Below are 18,862 nucleotides of genomic sequence, written 5' to 3'. Positions count from 1 at the left end.
AATCTCGGCCCTGGATCAGCGCCGGATTAGAGTTGCAGCTGCCGCCTCGCGGCGATTTGACGGCGAGCGGCCACAACCTGGCGATGCAACAGGACGTGGCGATTTGGCAAATGGGCTTGCGGTGCTAAACAGCGGCAGTTCGCAAACAACATCCCCATAGCGATCAAGCAGCAGGAACCTCCATGGCCAAATTGCTCGTGACCGGTGGCGCCGGCTTTCTCGGATCGCATTTGTGCGACCGACTTGTCGGCCTCGGGCACCATGTCGTCGCCACCGACAATTTCCTGACCGGATCACTGGATAATGTCCGCCACCTCTCGCAAAATCCGTTGTTTGAACTGACGCGTCACGACGTCACGCTGCCGTTCGATGCCGACGTCGACGGCATCTACAATCTCGCTTGCCCGGCAGCGCCCATTCATTACCAGCGCGACCCGATCCAGACGACAAGGACCAGCGTGATTGGCGCGATCAACATGCTCGATCTCGCCACCCGCCGCGGAGCGAGAATCCTGCAGGCGTCGACTTCGGAAGTTTATGGCGACCCCGACACCCATCCGCAGCCGGAAGATTATTGGGGGCGGGTGAACCCGGTCGGCATCCGCAGCTGTTACGACGAAGGCAAGCGCTGCGCCGAGACGCTGTTCTTCGATTATTGGCGCCAGGTCCAGCTCGAGATCAAGGTGATGCGCATCTTCAACACCTACGGTCCGCGCATGCACCCCGATGACGGGCGCGTGGTCAGCAATTTCATCGTCCAGGCCATAAGGGGCGAGCCGCTGACGATCTACGGCACGGGCAGCCAGACACGCAGCTTCTGCTATGTCGACGACCTCACCGAAGCCATGGTGCTGTTGATGGGAACGCCGGCAGAGTTCACCGGTCCGGTCAATGTCGGCAATCCCATCGAATCGACGATGCTGGAACTTGCCGAACTCGTGCTCGGCATCGTCGGCGGCCGCTCCAGGCTGGATTTCAGGCCGTTGCCGCAGGATGACCCCAGGCAGCGATGCCCGGACATTTCGCTGGCAAGAAAATCGCTGGGCTGGGAGCCGAAAGTCGGCCTCGAAGACGGGTTGAAGGAAACCGTCGCCTATTTCCGGCACCGGCTGGTGGACGCATGACAACAAAAAGCCGGCGGGCTCGCACCCGCCGGCTCATTTGCGTTCAAGCGATTTCAGGGTTGCTTGGGCAGCAGCGACCATACCGCCGGCACCAGGCTGGCGGCGAGCGCAACCTTGATCAGGTCGCCGACGATAAACGGCAGGACGCCGAACTGCCACGACTTTTCCACGCCGATGAGGGTGGCCAGCCAAGCAAAGCCCATGGCCATCATGACTATTTCGGCGACCAGCATGGCGTTGAACAGCTTGATCGGGTGACGATCCCACCCGCGATCGGCGGCCCAGCCGACAATGGCGGCCATGACGACGAAGCCGGCGAGATAACCACCGGTGCCGCCGAGCATATAGGCGATGCCGATGCCCTTTTCAGGCGTGCTCTGGAAGACCGGGAGGCCCATGGCGCCTTCGGCCATGTAGAGAAGCAAGGTAGCGACGCCAAGCCGCAGGCCAAATGCGGTGGCGATCAGCAGGACCGCCAGCGTCTGCATCGAGATATCGACCGGCCCGAGCACGACTTTCGTCTTGGCCGACAGGGTCAAAAGCAGCGTTCCGGCGATCGCCAGCAAAAGCTGGGTTGCAAGGCGCAGCGCCCCCTCCTGAGGCAAAGCGAGAGAAACAAGCGGGCGCATCGTCGTTGCAAGTGCCATGGTCTTCCCCAATCCGGATTGCCGCAGATGGCGGCCTCGCTTTTTCCTATATTGGCTTCCGTGCTATGCGGCAATCGCTTTCGCCGTCCCCCCTTGACCCGAGCTCAACGACACCGCCATGGCGCTCATATTCGACACCAGCTTCGATCCGGCCTACGGCCAGGGCGTCACCGTTGCGCCGGAAGTTTTGCGCGTCACGGCCAAAAACCCCAGTCCCTTCACCTTTCACGGCACCAACAGCTACGTCATCGGCCGCGACACGCTGGCGGTGATCGACCCTGGCCCCGACGACGATGCGCATTTCCAGACGCTGCTCGAGGTGATCGCAAACCGGCCGGTCAGCCACATTTTCGTCAGCCACACGCATCGCGACCATTCTCCACTGGCCGCGCGGCTGAAAGCGCACACTGATGCTCCGGTGCTGGCCGAAGGCCCGCATCGCCCGGCACGGCCGTTGCGGATCGGCGAGACCAATCCGCTCGACGCCAGCGCCGACACCGCTTTCGTCCCGGACATCGCGCTGCCCGACGATGCGCTGATCGAGGGCGACGGCTGGGCGATCCGGACCGTGCTGACGCCGGGCCATACCGCCAATCACGCGGCGTTTGCGCTGGAAGGCACAGGCATCCTGTTTTCAGCCGACCATGTGATGGCGTGGGCGACCTCCATCGTGGCGCCGCCGGATGGGGCGATGGCCGACTACATGGCCTCGCTCGACAGATTGATGGCGCGCGGCGACCGCCTGCTGCTGCCCGGCCATGGCGGCCCGGTGACCGCGCCGCGCAGCTTCATGCGCGGGCTCAAAACCCACCGCAAGATGCGCGAACGGGCGATCCTGGAGCGGATCCGCGGCGGCGACCGGACGATTCCAGACATGGTCAAGGCGATCTACAGGGACACCGACCCGCGCCTGCATGGTGCCGCCGGCCTGTCGGTGCTCGCCCATCTCGAGGATCTGGTGGCGCGCGGCCTGGTCGCTACCCAGGGTGATCCGGCCATCGACGGCGTTTTTGTGCCGGTTGGCTAGAAACGGCTGGAACGTTCTTCCGGTTGAGGCGATTTCAAACCGTGGCAAGAGCATTCCGGATTGACCGGAAGTCGTGCCGCGGTCTCCAGCGCGACCCGCGAGGCTATCATGGAGAGGCTCGGCAACACGTCATCCTGCAGCAATTTCTGGCGATTGCGGTCCATATAGTCGTTGAATCCGGCGGTTACGAATGCCAAGGGCACGAAGCATGCACCGATCTCGCGCGACAAGGTCGCCTCTGGGGCGATCGAATGGTTGAGCACATCCGCCCCCATGTTTCGAAACGCCAGGGCTTCGGCCGGCGTGGTCAGCCGCGGCCCGTAACAGTGGGCAGCGACCAGCTGTTGTTCGATGCCATGAACGCGGCATTCGGCCGGCCAATGACGGCGGGCGGTTTCGACCAGAACTGCCGCACATCTTGGGCAAACGATCTGCTTGCCCGAGCAATCGAAGCTCTGGCGGCCGGGAAGCAGTGAAAACGGGGTCTGCGTCAGTTCGATGATATCGGCATTCACCACCATGTCGCCGGGCTTGATCGCCTTGTTGACGGCGCCGATGGTCGAGCAGGACAGCACTTGCCGTACACCCGCGTTCATCAATACCCAGAACGCGCGGCGATGGTAGGAATGGTCGATATGGTCGCGGGGATTGCCGTGCGAATACATGCACAAGGCACGTTTCGCTTTGCCTTCAGCGGTAATCGACGCATCGAACTCGAGCAGCTTCCAGTTGTCGGTGCGACCGAAAGGCGTTTCGAAACTCATGTCCCGCCGCAAGGTGCGCACGCCCTCGAATTCGACATCTTCCGGGAAGGCAAGCCCCCAGTTTGCCGAGCCGGTGATGATGGCCAACCCTACCTGAGGTATGTCCGTTGATTGATCCGCCGAAACACCGGCTGCGTGATGATCTGTGGGCATGTTTCCAGTCTCGGTCAGGATTTTTGGCGAAGGGTCACGATCAGGACTACGGCCACGACGATGACGGTCCATAATGTCGAGATCGCCGCAATGGTCGGATCGATCTGATCGCGCAGCGACAGGAACATAAGCTTCGGCAACGTGCTGTTTTGACCGCTGGCTACGAAGATCGAAATGACGGACTCGTCGAGCGAAGTCAGGAAGGCCATCAGCGTGGCCGACAACAGGCTGATCCGAAGCTGTGGGACAATTATTCCGCCAATGGCTCTCGCCCAGTTTGCGCCGAGGCTACGCGCCGCCTGAACCTGGTTCCAGTCAAAGCGGGCCAGAGCGGGCAACAGCACAATGCACGTGACCGGAATGGCCAGCACCGCATGTCCGACCAGGACACCGAACAGCGTTCCGACCAGACGTTGCGCCGCCAGAACAAAGAACAGACCGATCGCCAGCAGGATGCCCGGCACGATGGACGGGGTGAGCAGAACGCCCTGAATGGCTACGGCGGCCTTTCCGCCGAGCCTGTTCATCGAGATGCAGGCCAGCAGCCCCAGGGGCACTGCGATCATCGCCGTCAATGTGCCAAGGATCAGGCTCGTCCTGAGTGCGGCCATCCATGTCGCCGAACTGAAGAAAGCCTCGTACCAGCGCAACGAGTATGCGCGCGGCGGGAACTCGAGAAGATTGGACGCTGAAAAGGAGAGCGGGACGACGACGAGCGTCGGCAGTATCAGGAACGCCATTACGAGCGCGCAGAAGCTCCACAGGAGGATGCGGGCCAGCCTGTTGTCTGGATAGGCTTCAAGCATGGGCTGCACCGACTTTGCGCCCGGCAATCAGCCGTCGTGCAGCCAGGAACATCACACCCACCAACGCCATGAGAACGAGGAGCAGAATACCCAGGACACTTGCCGACCCCCAATCCTGAAAGGTCGACAGCGTGCGCTCTATCCGGATGGAGAGAGGATTTACCTTGCCGCCGCCAAGCACCGCCGGCGTGATGAAGAACCCTATGGTGTAGATGAAGACGATGATCGAACCCGAGAAGATGCCGCCGGCCGAAAGCGGCAGAATGACTGTGCGGATCGTTTTCCCGAGCGTGGCGCCCATGCTCGCCGACGCGCGAATGATGTTTGCGTCGATATCGCGCATCGCGGCATAGACGGGCAGCAGAAAGAGCGGCAGCATGTAGTGAACCATGCCGATGAGCGTTCCCGTGAAGTTGTAGACCAGCGGCAATGGCTCGGCTGTCAGGCCTGAACCCGTCAAAGCCGCGTTGATCAGGCCATCGCGCCGCAAGAGCACGAGCCAGCCATAGGTGCGCACCAGAATGGAAGTCCACAACGGCAGCATGACGAAGGCCATCAGCAAATTGGCCACCCTCGGTCTGGCGCTGGCCAGCGCGAGCGCCAGGGGGGTGCCGAGAAGAATGCAGATCGCCAGCGTGCCCAGGGACAGTTCAAGCGTTGTGATGAGCGCCGACCATGTCAGTCCGCTCGATAGCACCTTCTCGTAATTGCCGAGGGTGTATGCGCCCCCGGTGGTCAGGAAGGATTGCCGGATGATCCAGACGATGGGCAGGATCGCCGCCAGTCCGACGATGAAAAGCGCGGGCAGTGAAAGCGAGAGGAAGAATCGCCGCTCGCGTCGTGCGTCTGCCGCCAGCGCAGGATCGGCGATGACGGTCACACTCCTGCTCCCGGTATCGCGTGAACTTTCGCTGCCGGCGCGTATGCGGTCACCCGCTGACCGGTGTGAAGCTCTGCGCAGCCACTGGCCAGCGCCGCCGGAATGCAGACAAGAATCTCTTGCCCGCCGTCAAGCGCCAGCGTCAAAAGCCAGTTCTCGCCGCGAAACGCCTTGGCGCGCAGCGTTCCCTCGAGCGCCACCCCGTCTCGCCCGACGAGCTTCGCATCAAGATGGAAGCTTTCCGCGCGGATCATCAGAGCTTCGCTTGACGGATCGGCGCCGTCTATTCTGCGCACCGCGCCCGGGGCCACAATGTTGGCCTCACCCATGAACTCCGCGACGAAGCGGGTGGATGGACGATCATAGATCCGCTGTGGCGTATCGATCTGCTGAATGCGGCCGGAATTCATCACCGCGACCCGGTCTGACATGATCAGTGCTTCGCGCTGGTCATGCGTCACATAAATCGTGGTGATCCCCAGATCATCGTGCAGACGCCGGATCTCGTACTGCATGGTCTCGCGCAGGTTCTTGTCGAGCGCCGACAACGGCTCGTCCATCAGCATCACGCGTGGCTCGAAGACGATCGCCCGCGCCAACGCCACCCGCTGGCGCTGGCCGCCGGACAATGCTGCGGTGTTGCGCTCCGCCAGACCCTCCAGCTTCACGCGGGCCAAGGTATCAAGCGCCCGCTGACGGGCCTCCGCTTTCGGCGTCTTGCGCAGCACCAACGGATACTCGACATTTGCCAGAACGTTCATGTGGGGAAACAGGGCGTAGTTCTGGAACACTATGCCGATGTCCCGCTTGTTGGGGGCCAGGTGAGTAATGTCGCGATCACCCAACAGGAGTTTACCGGAATCGGGCCGGACAAAACCGGCCAGAGCCATAAGCAGCGTGGTCTTGCCCGACCCGGACGGCCCCAGCAGCGTGAGGAATTCGCCAGCCTGAATGTCGAGCGAGACATCATCCAGCGCGACGTAAGATCCGTAGGTCTTGCGCACGCTGTCGATGGTGATCGGGAGCGACTTCATCATGTGCTCCAGCCTTCTGGCTGAGACTCAGCGGGCCATCATCTCATCGAAGGCCTTTTGAGCGGCCTCGCCGTTCTTGAGCCACCAGTCGGCATTCGAGTACACGGAGGTGCCAGCGTTTTCAGGCGCGGTCGCCAGAGTCTTCAGGCGGTCTTTCGGGATAAGGCCGCCCTCATATGCGGCAGGGTTGACCGGGCCGTATGCAATGAAGTCGGTCAGCTTCGCCACGTGTGCGGGCTGTGTCATCGCCGCGATGAGCTTCATGGCCGCTTCCTTGTTAGGCGCTCCCTTCGGCACGCCAAGGCAGTCCGTGCCGATGACGGAACCCTTGAACGTGTAGTCGGCCGCGCCGCCATCCGCCTTCACGGTCTGGGCTCGTCCATTCCAGGTAACGAGCAAATCCGACTCGCCGTCTTTCAGCAACTGCGCCGACTGAGCTCCCGAGGTCCACCACACCGAGACATTCGGCTTGATCGCTTCGAGCCGCTTGATAGCGCGCTCCAGGCCGTCCGGCGTGCTGAGCACGGGATAGACGTCCGCCGGCGCCACGCCATCGGAGAGCAGCGCGATTTCAATCAGGTCCTGCGCATTGGCGCGCAGGGCGCGACGGCCCGGAAATTTGGCAACATCCCAGAACTCGGCCCAGGTCTTCGGCGAATTCTCGCCATAGGTCTTGGTGTTCCACGACATGACGGTGCCATAGGAGTCGAACGGATAGCAGTAGTCGGACTTTGCGCCGGCCGGCACGGAGTTGGGATCGATGATCTTGTAGTCGAGCGGCTCCAGCAGCGACTGTGCGGCCGCCTGCGCGCCTTCCGGCGAGCCGAGATGGATGATGTCGGTGGTAACCGCACCCGAAGTCACCTGCATCTTCAGCGCGGCCAGGCCGTCGCTTTGCGTCTCCTCACGGACATCATAGCCTAGCTCTTTTGCAGCGGGGGCCCACATGGCCTCCTTTATGGCGTTGCCATAGTCGCCGCCCGCGGTGGTGATGGTGACTGTCTGGGCATAGGCGGGCAAGGCAACCGAGACCGCGATCGCTGCCAGGGAAATGCGTAGTAAACGGGACATGGTTTCTGCTCCTCCGGATTCAGAAAAATGCCGATAAGACCGGCTTTTTTGTTAATCGTAACGTTACGATTGCCGAAAACAATCCGCGAGTCAAGCTGGCGCCAGGCAGGTTCGCTTGGTTCGCCGCGCCTGGATTTGACCCTCGGTTCGAATCCGGTAACGTTGCGATGCCCAGCAAGATCAGCCGGCGCTCTCGCAAATGAAGTCGGGCGATATGGCCAATCTAAAACAGATCGCGGCGGAACTTTCCCTCTCGGTGACCACGGTGTCCCGCGCTCTGAAAGATGGGCCGGAAGTGCTGCCTTCGACCATAGCCCGGGTCAAGGAGGCGGCGAAGCGGCTCGGCTATGTCCCAAACCATCATGGTCGCGCGCTGAAAACCGGACGAACCCAGACGTTGACGGCAGTGCTGCCGATGGAGACGCGCGACTACCTTTCCGATCTGTTGAAGCTTCCTCTAATCGAAGGCATGACGCTGGCGGCGCGGCAAGCGGGTTATAGTCTGTCCATCTATTCGACCACGCCCGACGACGATCCCGTCGAGAGTGTGCAGCGACAGCTTCAGGCGCGCAGCTCAGACGGACTGATCATCACCCGAATGGTGTCGGCTGATCCGCGCGTCAAGCTGCTACTGCATGAACGCATGCCGTTCGTCGCGTTTGGAAGAACCGACCTGGATACCGCCTATCCTTATGTCGATATCGACAATGAACAGATTGCCTACGAGGCGACCCGACGGCTCATGGACAAGGGCTGTCGACGCATTGCGCTGCAACTTCTCGTTCCGAAGGACCAGGCGAGCGCCATGCGTCTTTCCGGATACGGAAGGGCAATGGCCGAGGCCGGTATTGCAATCGACCAATCGCTGATCGGTCACGGCATGTTCACCATGGAATCGAGTGCGGCCTGGTTCGATCGCCTGCTGGCATCGTCAGATCCGCCGACGGGCCTGGCATGTGCCAACGAACTGGGCCTTCTGGGAGCGTTACACGCTCTCGGCAAGCGGGGTCTTGAGCCTGGCCGTGACGTCCACATCGTCACTCGTGACAGCACGCGGCTTGCACGCTTCCTGCCGGCGAAGATTGAGGTTCATTTTGTAGACATGGCCGGTGTCGGACGCAAACTTATCGAGGTTCTGGAGCGCCGGATCATCAATCCGGCCGGGCCGGTGGAGACCTTCTTGTTAAAGGGTGAATTCGACCCCGGCGAATAGCCTGTGCGCAGACTCGAGCCGCATTGTTGCGGCGCCAAGCGATTCCGATTGGCCGTCCGGTGCTCTGGATGTCACTCCGCCGGCGCGGCGCCCACCTGCCCCGCGACCTCCTGGTCCAATTCGGCGAGGAACCCAACGATGATAGCTCGTAAAACCACAACGACACCAACCCGGAAAAGCTCCAAGTTTTGTATTGTAGGCTATATTACGCACTTTTACTATCATCTCTTAGACATTGAGTATCTGTCGATTGACGCACCGCAGCCATTTAATATATTTATAGTCTCTTGATGCGCCCCATCCAAATCAGGATGTTTTCTTGGATAAACCAAACTGACAGCAAACCCACGTTGCCCACTCAGCGCTGCTAAAAATGGATTCGTCATCAGCGGATGATCCCATCGCTCTACCTTGCAGCAGTCGGGATTATTTTTTAGGTACTCGCTTGCAACTGCTGGGCTTGAAATTGCATAGGGAAACTCTGGCTGTCGAGCCTCAAGAACCAGCGCACTTTCAACCAGCTCTGCGTCAGAGGCAAGAACTTTGGTTTTTCTACAGTAACCATTTATCTCACCCGAATACCAAGATGCTATACCAATAGCCACAATCAGCATTGGAGATCCGATAGCTATCGCTAATATTCCTTTCTTTCTCATTCATACGACCTTTCTCTTTATTCATAATACGTGATACTGAACCGCATCGGGTGACCCTGTCCCTATTGTTGAATCTGAATCGACGGATTATTTATGAACAGCCTAAAGTTTTATCGATGCCATGGGATAAGGGCCTATCGTTGACGGTTGGCGTGCATCATCCAAACGCCCCAGCTGGTAGTTCGTCAGTCTGGTCACGGCGCGTTACGCGCCGGCCGAGGCGGCATTGACGCGCGCGTTGGATGCCGAGATCACCGGGCGCCGCTAGCGCAAGCGGCGCCCGCGCCCACCCCTAGCAGTGGCTTGGCGCCAACCCTCACTCAGCCGGCGCAGCACCCACCTGGCCCGCCACCTCCTGGTCGAGTTCGGCGAGGAACCCGACAATGCGGGCGGCGTTGTCGCCGAGGTCGTAGCGGCCGTAGCGGGAGGCCGAGCGCATGTCGACGACGACCGTGTCGCCATCATTGCTGACCCGGATCGCGACGTCGGCGGGCAGGCCGACGACGAAGCTCCGGGCCACGGCCGATATCGTCACCTCGTCCTGACCGTCTGTCACCGGATAAGGTGCGGTAAGCTGCCAGTCGCGGCGGTCGAGCACGGTTTCGACGGCGTCGACGACGGTTTCGAATGGCAGATCGTAGCTGCGCCCGGTGACCAGCGGATAGGCGTCGGTCTGCAGGCGCGCTTCGCCCGGGGTTGGCAGCGCGAGCACGTTCATATCCTTGGTGCGGTCGCTCGTATCGAGCACCGGCGGATTGTCGAGGTCCGTCGAGATGTCCCTGAGCGGCGGCGTGGTCGCCGCCCAATAGGCGGCGATGCCGTAGGGCGTCAGCACCAGCAGCGCCAGCAAGGCGCCGACCGAGAGGTCGCGCCCGCCACGGTCGCCGAAATGCCACAGCCGCGATAGAGCAAGGCCGGCAAACAGCAAAGCGAACGCGGCAAGCAGGGCGACAATCGCCAGCACCCACAGGAAGGCCGGCGTTTCGACCAGTTCGAAATGATGGCCGGCCAGCACGGTCAGCAGCAACACCAGGGCAAAAGCGCCCGTGCGCCGCGACCAGCCGGCCGCCTTCGATGTTTGCCGCTCGTCAATTTCCATTGTCTTCAGCACCGCCCCAACCCGCACAGAGGCTTAGAACGGTTCAACGGTTGATGGAACCGTCGAACCGTTCCAGCTCTGCTTTTGCGCGCAATTCCGGACGGAAAACCGCTGCGCACTTTTCCTGGAATTGCTCTAGAGCAAAGCATGCTCAAATTGAACATCCCTTGCTCGTTGTTTTCACGCATGTCGTTGTCCAAAAACCGCTTCGCACTTTTGGGCGACATGCTCCAACGTTTTCGACAACGGTATGCGGCCCAAAAAACGTACGACCTCAATCAATCCGTCGGCAGGCGATAGTCGCTGAACTGCTTGCGCAAGGTGATCTTCTGGATCTTGCCGGTGGCGGTGTGCGGGATTTCACTGATGAAGGCGACGTCATCGGGCATCCACCACTTCGCCACCTTGCCGTCCATGAAAGCCAGTATGTCGGCCTTGCTCGGCTCCTTGCCTGGCTTGGCGACCACGACCAGCAAGGGCCGCTCGCCCCATTTCGAATGATGGACACCGATTGCCGCGGCCTCGGCGACATCGGGATGGCCGACAGCGAGGTTTTCCAGGTCGATGGTCGAGATCCACTCGCCGCCCGACTTGATGACATCCTTGGCGCGATCGGTGATCTGCATATAACCGCCCGGATCGATATGGGCGACGTCGCCGGTGTCGAACCAGCCGTCCTTGTCGAACTGCTCGGAGCCGACGCCGCCATAATAGGCGCGGGCGATGGCCGGACCGCGCACCTTCAGCCGGCCGAAGGTCTTGCCGTCCCAGGGCAGTTCCTTGTCGTCGTCATCCGTCACCTTCATCTCGACACCGAAGGGCGGATAGCCTTGCTTGCCCTGGACGTCGAGCCGCGCTTCGCCCTCGAGCTCCTGATATTGCGGCTTCATGGTGCACAGCGTGCCGAGCGGCGACATCTCGGTCATGCCCCAGGCATGGATCACCTCGACGCCGTAATTGTCCTGGAATTTCCTGGTGATGGCGCGCGGGCAGGACGAGCCGCCGATGACGACCTTCTTGAGATGGGGAAGTTTCTTGCCGGTCTCTTCCAGATGCTGCAGCAGCATCATCCAGACGGTCGGCACGGCGGCGCTGAAGGTCACTTTCTCGGTGTCGAGCAGTTCGCAGATCGAGGCGCCGTCCATCTTGCAGCCGGGCATGACCAGCTTGGCGCCGATCATCGGCGCGCTCTGGCCGAGGCCCCAGGCATTGGCATGGAACATCGGCACGACGGGGAGAATCGTGTCCCGCGCGGAGATGCCCATGGCGTCGGGCATGGCGGCGATCATGGCGTGCAGCACGTTCGAACGGTGGCTGTAGAGCACGCCCTTGGGGTCGCCTGTCGTGCCCGAGGTGTAGCACATGCCGGCGGCGGTGTTCTCACCGAAAACCTTCCAGGCGAAGTCGTCATCGGCCTCGTTCAGCCAGTCCTCATAGGCGACCACATTCGGCAGCGTCGTCTCAGGCATATGCGCCCGGTCGGTCAGCACGATCACCTTTTTCAGCGATTTGACCGCGCCGGCGATCTTTTCCAGCAGCGGCACGAAGGTCAGGTCGACGAAGATCGCTCTGTCCTCGGCATTGTTCATGATCCAGACGATCTGCTCGGGAAACAAACGCGGGTTCAGCGTGTGGTAGATGGCGCCGATGCCCATGATGCCGTACCAGGCCTCGATGTGGCGCGCCGTGTTCCAGGCCAGGGTCGCGATGCGGTCGCCGAGCACAAAACCGTCGCGTTCGAGCCTTTGGGCAACCTTCAGAGCGCGGCGATGGATCTCGGCATAGGTGGTGCGAACGATCGGACCTTCGATCGAGCGCGACACGATCTCTCGCGTCCCGTGTTGCCGCTCGGCATTGTCGATCAGCTTGTGGCAGAGCAGCGGCCATTCCTGCATCAGTCCGAGCATCTGGTTCCTCCCATTGGTTCCTCGTTCTCCCGCTTTTTTGTTCCATTGTGAGACGAACGGACAGATTGTCCAGTCATCAAGTCTCCAACCGTTAACGGCTGAAGCAAGCAGTGATCGAATCCCTGGGAAAACCGCCACAATCCGGCCATCGTCGGTGTTAACGTTCGTTAACGGGGCAAGGGGTGCGATAGGCGACTGAAAGAGGTTCGCATGGACGCGCAGCTCGACGACAGGCCGTTGGACGACAGCCAGGCCGAAGACGTGCAGTTGGACGACGTGCAGTTGGATGACATTCAGCTCGACGACAAAGAGCTTGAAGATACGCTGGCCGCAAGTCTGGCCGATCTGGTGCCGGAGGCCAAAAAGGTTTCCGAAGACGAATTTGTCGAGGTGGTCGGTGGCGCCCTCGAGGCGGTCGGCGGCACGTTGCTGTTCAAAATGTGCGTCCAGAACGAAGGCGAAGGCCAGCATGTCGCTGCCGCATCGATCGGCGATGGCGGCAATCGCCAGTTCCTGCTGCTCACTTTGCCGACCGGCGGCGGCGCGCTGAAGGTCGAGACCACGTCTAGAAGTACCAATCCGGTGGCCGGCATTGCCGCTGCCTATGCCGGCCTCATGGACGTGTTCAAGACCGCGGCCTGACGTTCTCGCATACGTGATCGTTCAACGACCGACCAGGCACGCCTGGCCAGTCACGATGGCCTTGCGCAACTGGTTCTCCGGACACACTTAAGAACGTGGGAAGCAATCCCCGTGCTCCCAATCGGACAAGGAGAACCCCCGCATGGACCAGATCGCCAACCCCGCCCCCGGCTTCCAGAGCAATCCCGGCAAGGTCATCACTGTCGAACCCTATCGCGGCACCGTGGTCGTGCGTGCCGGCAATACGGTTATCGCCTCATCGACGCGGGCGAAGCTTCTGTCCGAACCGCCCTACCCCCAGCATTTCTATATCCCCTTCGAAGACATCGATTTCACCCAGCTTGGCAAAACCGCTCTGTCGACGCACTGCCCCTACAAGGGTGACGCCAGCTACTGGAGCGTGCGGCCGGCCGGCGAAACCGGCAAAGACGCGATGTGGGCCTATGAGCAGCCCTTCGACGAAATGGCCGAGATTCGCGATCACGGCGCGTTCTACCCCAACAGGGTTACGATCGAAGCCACGCCCGGTTGAGGGCCGGACGCGGCCCGGCATGGGCGGAACTGAACTCTGTTGACCAGCCGCATCGCTGAAGGTTAGCCGAAACGCCCGTCGCGTCGTCATCCTATGGCGAAGCAAGGAGCGAAGCGACGCGGCGCAGACCATAGGATCCATGCCGTGACGTTAAGGCGTTGAAACGGTGCAGAATTCTGCCCCGCCGCGCGCTTCGATTGCGGTCACGGAATGAATCCTAGGGTCTTCGCGACGGAGCTTCGCCCTAGGAGGACGAAGTTGCGCGGTCTCGGCTAATCTCGAATGTCGGAGAGCGCTTGGACTGCGATGAACACAGCCAGCACCGCAACCTAGTCCGTCGTCCCGTCATTGCCGACGCCATCGGCATCATCAAGCCTGACAAAGGTGAGGCCCTTCGCCTTCAACGCCAGCAGACCTTGCACCACGCCCTCGCCGGCCGCGTGGGTCGGCTGGTTGATGTGGGCGATGATGACATCGCCGTCCTTGGCGGCGGCGATACGGCGGGCGGTTTCTTTTGCGCCGAGCAACGAGCCGCCATCGCCGTTTATCGAAAAGCCGGCGATCTTGAAGCCGAGCTTGCGGATCATGGCGATGGCCGACGGGCTGTATTCGGCGGTCGCGCCGCGGAACCATTTTGGCGCCGGCTCGCCGGTCCGGGCGAGAGCCGCCGCCCCCGACTCGACTTCGGCCTGCACCGCTTCAGGACTGCCGGCGCTGCGGATGCCGTAGATTTTTTGCGGCGTGTCGACGGCCGGGACGTGACGGCCGCCATGGTTTTCCAGTTCGAACAGATCGGGATGCGCGCGCATGATCTCGACAGCGGCGGCATTGCGCTTCAGCCAGATGCCAGTGACGAAGATCGTCGCCGGAATCCGGTTCTCCACCAAGGCCGAGAGTATCCTCGTATCGGTCTGCCCGCCGCAGGCGTCGAGCGTGAGCGCGACGTGGCCTACATTGCTGTCCGCATCCGCCTTGAGGCGCAGCGTCGGCTCGACAAGCGGCGCCGCATGGGCCGCAGACGCGGCCCAGACCGATAGAGCGATGGCCCAAAGCAGTTTTTGCAAGGGATGCCTGTTCTGTTTCCGGATCGGCGCTGTCATAACCGCATCCCAAGACCCGCAACAAGGCGGAAATCGGGATATCGGCCATGCAGAAAGCTGATATCCCGACAATGTGACCGCCGCGCACCATCAGACGGCGTGTTCCAGCTCCATTTGCGTCCGCGACAGGACTTCGCGCACCGCGGCGACGACCAGTTCGACCTCAAGGCGCCAGACGCAGCAGGCCTTGCTGGGATCGAGCGGATTGCACAGGCTGCCCGCGACGCAATTGCACGGCATGGACGGCTGCAAAGCGAGGCTGGGCACGCCGACCGGCCCCCAAACGGCCGGGCTGGTCAGGCCATACAGGCCGACAACCGGCGTTCCGGCGGCTGCTGCCATGTGCATGGGGCCGCTCTCATTGCCGACAAACAGTCGCGCCTGTTGCAACACCGCCAGCAGCGTTTCCAGCGACAGCGAGCCGACGAGGTTGACGATCGGCGACGCGGCGTGAGCGAGGATCTGCTCGGCGGGCTTGCGCTCGTCCGGTCCGCCGACCAGCACAAAGTCCAGTCCGGTCTCGCGCGCAATCGTGTCGATCACGGCGACAAAGCGTTCCGGCTGCCAGCGCCGGCCGTGAAAACTCGCGCCGGCATGCACGGCGATGAAACCGTTCGGGCGCAAACGATGTCTGTCCAGCAATGCCTGGGCTCTCGCCGTCTCCAGCGGCAAGGGCCGGATCGACGGCGCGCGCACGCGCAGAGGGACGCCAAGCGGCTCGAGCGGCGAAAGATAGCGGTAGAGATAGTGCTGCTCGCCAAAGCCGAACGGCCTGGCAAACAGATTGGCGGGCTGACGCTCATGCCAACGCAGCGGCCTTTCCGAGGGATTGTAGCCGATGCGGGTCCTGGCATTGAGAAACCTGACGATGATGCGCGAGGTCTTTGAATCGGTGAGATCGATGGTCAGGTCGAAGCGAAACTGGCGCAGCTTGCTGATCATCGAATAGAGTTCGCGCCCACGCTCCAGCGGGGTGCCGCGCATGGCAGCGCGGCCGAAGGTCACGACCTCCGAGGCGATGCCGTGCGCGGTCACGAAACTGGCGAGGCGGGCCTCGCAGAGAAAAACGATCCTGACGCCGGGATATTCGAGCTGCAGGTTCCTGGCGAGCGTGGAGGAGAGAACAATATCGCCGATGAACTTGGTCTGGAGGATCAGGATCGAGCGGAAGGGTTTGGGCGAAATCTGCAACATCTGTTTCTCGGCACCGGGCGGGTTGGGGGACCGTGAAATTGGGCAGAAACGATGTCGGGATTGGGTGCCGAGCCGCGCACATCAGCGTGAATTTGCTTACAAAATCGTAAGCTTAGCGCCAAATGGCCACCCCTGGGGTGGCCATTTGCGCGACGCGGAAAGAACTATGTCGAAATCAGGATGCCGCGGCGCTCTTTTTGAGGCGCGGCGCGACCATCTTGGCAATCTGCACCGCGGCCTGCGCGGCAGCCAACCTTGCGATCGGCACGCGGTAGGGCGAGCACGAGACATAGTCGAGGCCAACCTCTTCGCAGAAGCGGATCGAGGCCGGATCGCCGCCATGTTCGCCGCAAATGCCGAGCTTGATTTCGGGCCGCGTCGCCCTGCCCTTTTCGGCCGCCATGCGCACCAGTTCGCCGACGCCCTCAATGTCGAGCGAGACGAATGGATCCTGCTCGATGATGCCTTTCTGGCGGTAGGTCTCGAGGAAGGAGGCCGCATCGTCGCGCGAGATGCCGAAGGTGGTCTGGGTGAGATCGTTGGTGCCGAAGGAGAAGAACTCGGCCGACTCGGCAATCACATGGGCGCGGATCGCCGCGCGCGGAAGCTCGATCATCGTGCCGGTCAGATAGTCGATCTTGACGCCGGTCTCTTCCATCACGCTTTTGGCGACAGCGTCGATGCGCGCCTTGACGTAGTCGAGCTCCTTCACCAGGCCGACCAGCGGCACCATGATCTCGGGAACGACCAGCGCGCCGGCTTTCTTGCCGGCCTCGACGGCGGCCTCGAAAATGGCGCGCGCCTGCATCTCGGCGATCTCGGGATAGGAGACGGCAAGACGGCAGCCGCGATGGCCGAGCATCGGGTTGAACTCGTGCAAGGCCTCGGTGCGCTGCCTGAGCTTGTCCGGCGGGACATTCATGGCAGCAGCGACTTCGGCCACTTCGGCTTCAGTCTTTGGCAGGAATTCATGCAGCGGCGGATCGAGCAATCGGATTGTCACCGGCAGGCCGGCCATGATCTCGAACAGTTCGAGGAAATCCGAGCGCTGCATCGGCAAAAGCTTGGCCAAGGCGGTGCGGCGGTCCTTCTCGGTATCGGCCAGGATCATCTCGCGCATGGCGACGATACGCTCGCCGTCGAAGAACATGTGCTCGGTGCGGCACAGACCAATGCCTTCGGCGCCGAAGGAGCGCGCCATGCGCGCATCGAGCGGCGTCTCGGCGTTGGTGCGCACCTTCATGCGGCGCACCGCATCGGCCCATTCCATGATGGCGGCGAAATCGCCGGAGAGTTCGGGCTGCAGCATCGACACGGCGCCCTTCAGCACCTGGCCGTTGCTGCCGTCGATGGTGATGATATCGCCCTTGCGGAAGGTCTGGCCCATCGACATCAGCGTGCCGGCCTTGTAGTCGACGCGCAGCGAGCCGGCACCCGACACGCAAGGCTTGCCCATGCCGCGCGCCACCACGGCGGCGTGGCTGGTCATGCCGCCGCGCGTGGTCAGGATGCCTTCCGAAGCATGCATGCCGTGAATGTCTTCGGGGCTGGTCTCGATGCGCACCAGGATCGCCTTGCGCCCTTGCGTGTTCAGTTCTTCTGCATCGGCGGACGAGAAAACGATCTCGCCGGTCGCCGCGCCCGGAGAAGCCGGCAGGCCGACGCCGATGACATCGCGCGGCGCCTTCGGATCGATGGTCGGATGCAACAGCTGGTCGAGCGAGGCCGGATCGATGCGAGCGACCGCCTCTTCGGTGGTGATCAGCTTATCGCGCGCCATTTCGACGGCAATCTTGAGCGCCGCCTTGGCGGTGCGTTTGCCAGAACGCGTCTGCAGCATCCACAATTTGCCGCGCTCGATGGTGAATTCGAGATCCTGCATGTCGCGGTAGTGCTGTTCCAGCCGGTCGGAGATGTCGACGAAGGAGCGGAACGCGTCCGGCATCAGCTTCTGCAGCGACGGCTTGTCGGAGCCGGCGGCGATGCGCGCCGCCTCGGTGATGTTCTGCGGCGTGCGGATGCCGGCCACGACATCCTCGCCCTGCGCGTTCACCAGGAACTCGCCATAGAGCATCTTTTCGCCGGTCGAGGGATTGCGGGTGAAGGCGACGCCGGTGGCCGAGGTGTCGCCCATATTGCCGAACACCATGGCCTGGACGTTGACCGCCGTGCCCCAGCTTTCGGGAATATCATGCAGGCGCCGGTAGGTGATGGCGCGGTTGTTCATCCAGCTTGAAAACACCGCGCCGATGGCGCCCCAAAGCTGCTCGTGCGGGTTCTGCGGAAACGGCTTGTCGAGTTCCTCCTCGACCTTGGCCTTGTAGAGCGCAATGACGCCCTGCCATTCCTCTGCGGTCAGTTCGGTGTCGAGTTCGTGGCCAAGGCTCGCCTTCTGGTCCTCGAGGATTTCCTCGAACACTTCGTGGTCGAGACCCATGACGACGTCGGAATACATCTGGATGAAGCGGCGATAGCTGTCATAGGCAAAGCGGGCATCGCCGGAATCGGTGGCAAGTGCCTCGACCGTCTCGTCGTTGAGGCCGAGATTGAGCACGGTATCCATCATGCCTGGCATCGAGGCGCGAGCGCCGGAGCGGACCGAGACCAGCAGCAATTTCGACGGATCGCCGAAACGGCGCCCGGTCAGCGTACCGATATGGTCCAGCGCTTTGACGACATCGGCCTTCAACGCGGCCGGATAGCTGTTGCCATTGGCGTAATAGGCGTTGCAGACTTCGGTGGTGAGGGTGAAGCCCGGCGGTACCGGCAGGCCAAGGCTGCACATCTCGGCCAGATTGGCGCCCTTGCCGCCGAGAAGATTGCGGTCACCCGCACGTCCCTCCGCGGCGCCGTCGCCGAACGTGTAGACCCATTTGGTCATGCTCGCCCTCCAAGTCCGTGGAAGATAGACAACACCGGGGCCACGCCCCGGTTCCCCCCGCATTCCGACCCGAGCGTTATTATGCTGCAGTGCGAAAGGCAAGGCGTGGTCAGCCAAGCCCGGCCACTACAA

General features: G+C 61.9%; 17 protein-coding genes. 5 read left to right on the top strand and 12 right to left on the bottom strand.

Features of this window, described 5'->3' with window-relative positions:
* Positions 1–182: 182 nt before the first annotated feature.
* Positions 183–1,124, top strand: coding sequence for a UDP-glucuronic acid decarboxylase family protein (locus AC1DXM_RS15860; RefSeq protein WP_477234029.1), 942 nt, complete (start codon positions 183–185; stop codon positions 1,122–1,124).
* A gap of 53 nt (positions 1,125–1,177) precedes the next feature.
* On the opposite strand, the gene AC1DXM_RS15855 is transcribed toward AC1DXM_RS15860, so the two are convergent.
* The gene (locus AC1DXM_RS15855) at positions 1,178–1,771 is read right to left on the bottom strand and encodes a biotin transporter BioY (protein ID WP_477234027.1); all 594 of its coding nucleotides are present in this window, start codon (positions 1,769–1,771) and stop codon (positions 1,178–1,180) included.
* Positions 1,772–1,889: 118 nt separating this feature from the next.
* Here AC1DXM_RS15855 and AC1DXM_RS15850 point away from each other — a divergent pair, with 118 nt between their 5' ends.
* Positions 1,890–2,798 (top strand): MBL fold metallo-hydrolase, encoded by a 909-nt coding sequence (locus AC1DXM_RS15850; RefSeq protein ID WP_477234025.1) that lies wholly within the window; start codon positions 1,890–1,892, stop codon positions 2,796–2,798.
* Here AC1DXM_RS15850 and AC1DXM_RS15845 read toward each other — a convergent pair.
* The 5 genes from AC1DXM_RS15845 to AC1DXM_RS15825 are packed head-to-tail and all read right to left on the bottom strand — an operon-like array spanning position 2,795 to position 7,506.
* Positions 2,795–3,715, bottom strand: coding sequence for a phosphorylase family protein (locus AC1DXM_RS15845; RefSeq protein ID WP_477234023.1), 921 nt, complete (start codon positions 3,713–3,715; stop codon positions 2,795–2,797). The genes AC1DXM_RS15850 and AC1DXM_RS15845 overlap by 4 nt on opposite strands.
* 14 nt (positions 3,716–3,729) lie before the next feature.
* The gene (locus AC1DXM_RS15840; RefSeq protein WP_477234021.1) at positions 3,730–4,521 is read right to left on the bottom strand and encodes an ABC transporter permease; all 792 of its coding nucleotides are present in this window, start codon (positions 4,519–4,521) and stop codon (positions 3,730–3,732) included.
* Entirely contained in the window at positions 4,514–5,401 is an 888-nt protein-coding gene (locus AC1DXM_RS15835) for an ABC transporter permease (protein ID WP_477234019.1), read from the bottom strand. The genes AC1DXM_RS15840 and AC1DXM_RS15835 overlap by 8 nt, the downstream gene beginning before the upstream one ends.
* The gene (locus AC1DXM_RS15830; protein ID WP_477234367.1) at positions 5,398–6,435 is read right to left on the bottom strand and encodes an ABC transporter ATP-binding protein; all 1,038 of its coding nucleotides are present in this window, start codon (positions 6,433–6,435) and stop codon (positions 5,398–5,400) included. Before AC1DXM_RS15830 ends, AC1DXM_RS15835 begins: the two co-directional genes overlap by 4 nt.
* Before the next feature lie 27 nt (positions 6,436–6,462).
* Positions 6,463–7,506: an ABC transporter substrate-binding protein gene (locus AC1DXM_RS15825; RefSeq protein WP_477234017.1), complete on the bottom strand. Its 1,044-nt coding sequence runs from the start codon at positions 7,504–7,506 to the stop codon at positions 6,463–6,465.
* Positions 7,507–7,705: 199 nt separating this feature from the next.
* Between AC1DXM_RS15825 and AC1DXM_RS15820 the strand changes: the two genes are divergently transcribed.
* Positions 7,706–8,719, top strand: coding sequence for a LacI family DNA-binding transcriptional regulator (locus AC1DXM_RS15820; RefSeq protein WP_477234015.1), 1,014 nt, complete (start codon positions 7,706–7,708; stop codon positions 8,717–8,719).
* A gap of 221 nt (positions 8,720–8,940) precedes the next feature.
* Here AC1DXM_RS15820 and AC1DXM_RS15815 read toward each other — a convergent pair whose 3' ends face one another.
* The 3 genes from AC1DXM_RS15815 to AC1DXM_RS15805 form a co-directional block, all read right to left on the bottom strand.
* Entirely contained in the window at positions 8,941–9,375 is a 435-nt protein-coding gene (locus AC1DXM_RS15815; RefSeq protein WP_477234013.1) for a hypothetical protein, read from the bottom strand.
* 316 nt (positions 9,376–9,691) lie between these two features.
* Positions 9,692–10,474: a DUF1499 domain-containing protein gene (locus AC1DXM_RS15810; protein ID WP_477234011.1), complete on the bottom strand. Its 783-nt coding sequence runs from the start codon at positions 10,472–10,474 to the stop codon at positions 9,692–9,694.
* A gap of 278 nt (positions 10,475–10,752) precedes the next feature.
* Complete coding sequence (locus AC1DXM_RS15805) at positions 10,753–12,381, bottom strand: fatty-acid--CoA ligase (protein ID WP_477234009.1); 1,629 nt, start codon at positions 12,379–12,381, stop codon at positions 10,753–10,755.
* A 210-nt stretch (positions 12,382–12,591) separates the two neighbouring features.
* On the opposite strand from AC1DXM_RS15805, the gene AC1DXM_RS15800 reads away from it, so the two are divergent.
* Together AC1DXM_RS15800 and AC1DXM_RS15795 are read left to right on the top strand one after the other, a co-directional pair.
* Positions 12,592–13,023, top strand: a complete 432-nt coding sequence (locus AC1DXM_RS15800; protein ID WP_246691212.1) for a hypothetical protein — start codon at positions 12,592–12,594, stop codon at positions 13,021–13,023.
* A 142-nt stretch (positions 13,024–13,165) separates the two neighbouring features.
* Positions 13,166–13,555, top strand: a complete 390-nt coding sequence (locus AC1DXM_RS15795) for a DUF427 domain-containing protein (protein WP_477234007.1) — start codon at positions 13,166–13,168, stop codon at positions 13,553–13,555.
* 329 nt (positions 13,556–13,884) lie between these two features.
* Here the strand turns inward: AC1DXM_RS15795 and AC1DXM_RS15790 are convergent, their stop codons facing one another.
* The 3 genes from AC1DXM_RS15790 to ppdK form a co-directional block, all read right to left on the bottom strand.
* Complete coding sequence (locus AC1DXM_RS15790) at positions 13,885–14,655, bottom strand: polysaccharide deacetylase family protein (protein ID WP_477234005.1); 771 nt, start codon at positions 14,653–14,655, stop codon at positions 13,885–13,887.
* A 90-nt stretch (positions 14,656–14,745) separates the two neighbouring features.
* Positions 14,746–15,849, bottom strand: coding sequence for a glycosyltransferase family 9 protein (locus AC1DXM_RS15785; protein WP_477234004.1), 1,104 nt, complete (start codon positions 15,847–15,849; stop codon positions 14,746–14,748).
* 175 nt (positions 15,850–16,024) lie between these two features.
* Positions 16,025–18,730, bottom strand: a complete 2,706-nt coding sequence (ppdK, locus tag AC1DXM_RS15780) for a pyruvate, phosphate dikinase (RefSeq protein WP_477234002.1) — start codon at positions 18,728–18,730, stop codon at positions 16,025–16,027.
* Positions 18,731–18,862 lie beyond the last annotated feature (132 nt).

The sequence above is a fragment of the Mesorhizobium sp. P3_A2 genome, assembly GCF_056403115.1.
Note: the sequence above shows the minus strand (reverse complement) of the source record. Positions and strands in the feature narration are given on the sequence as shown.

What these genes read in the sequence shown, in the direction of transcription:
- AC1DXM_RS15795 (WP_477234007.1), top strand. Translation starts at nt 13,166, where the DNA reads ATGGACCAGATCGCCAACCCCGCCCCCGGCTTCCAGAGCAATCCCGGC.
- AC1DXM_RS15825 (WP_477234017.1), bottom strand. Translation starts at nt 7,506, where the DNA reads ATGTCCCGTTTACTACGCATTTCCCTGGCAGCGATCGCGGTCTCGGTT.
- AC1DXM_RS15855 (WP_477234027.1), bottom strand. Translation starts at nt 1,771, where the DNA reads ATGGCACTTGCAACGACGATGCGCCCGCTTGTTTCTCTCGCTTTGCCT.
- AC1DXM_RS15845 (WP_477234023.1), bottom strand. Translation starts at nt 3,715, where the DNA reads ATGCCCACAGATCATCACGCAGCCGGTGTTTCGGCGGATCAATCAACG.
- AC1DXM_RS15815 (WP_477234013.1), bottom strand. Translation starts at nt 9,375, where the DNA reads ATGAGAAAGAAAGGAATATTAGCGATAGCTATCGGATCTCCAATGCTG.
- AC1DXM_RS15800 (WP_246691212.1), top strand. Translation starts at nt 12,592, where the DNA reads ATGGACGCGCAGCTCGACGACAGGCCGTTGGACGACAGCCAGGCCGAA.
- AC1DXM_RS15860 (WP_477234029.1), top strand. Translation starts at nt 183, where the DNA reads ATGGCCAAATTGCTCGTGACCGGTGGCGCCGGCTTTCTCGGATCGCAT.
- AC1DXM_RS15840 (WP_477234021.1), bottom strand. Translation starts at nt 4,521, where the DNA reads ATGCTTGAAGCCTATCCAGACAACAGGCTGGCCCGCATCCTCCTGTGG.
- AC1DXM_RS15790 (WP_477234005.1), bottom strand. Translation starts at nt 14,655, where the DNA reads ATGACAGCGCCGATCCGGAAACAGAACAGGCATCCCTTGCAAAAACTG.
- AC1DXM_RS15810 (WP_477234011.1), bottom strand. Translation starts at nt 10,474, where the DNA reads ATGGAAATTGACGAGCGGCAAACATCGAAGGCGGCCGGCTGGTCGCGG.
- AC1DXM_RS15850 (WP_477234025.1), top strand. Translation starts at nt 1,890, where the DNA reads ATGGCGCTCATATTCGACACCAGCTTCGATCCGGCCTACGGCCAGGGC.
- AC1DXM_RS15820 (WP_477234015.1), top strand. Translation starts at nt 7,706, where the DNA reads ATGAAGTCGGGCGATATGGCCAATCTAAAACAGATCGCGGCGGAACTT.
- AC1DXM_RS15805 (WP_477234009.1), bottom strand. Translation starts at nt 12,381, where the DNA reads ATGCTCGGACTGATGCAGGAATGGCCGCTGCTCTGCCACAAGCTGATC.
- AC1DXM_RS15830 (WP_477234367.1), bottom strand. Translation starts at nt 6,435, where the DNA reads ATGAAGTCGCTCCCGATCACCATCGACAGCGTGCGCAAGACCTACGGA.
- ppdK (WP_477234002.1), bottom strand. Translation starts at nt 18,730, where the DNA reads ATGACCAAATGGGTCTACACGTTCGGCGACGGCGCCGCGGAGGGACGT.
- AC1DXM_RS15785 (WP_477234004.1), bottom strand. Translation starts at nt 15,849, where the DNA reads ATGTTGCAGATTTCGCCCAAACCCTTCCGCTCGATCCTGATCCTCCAG.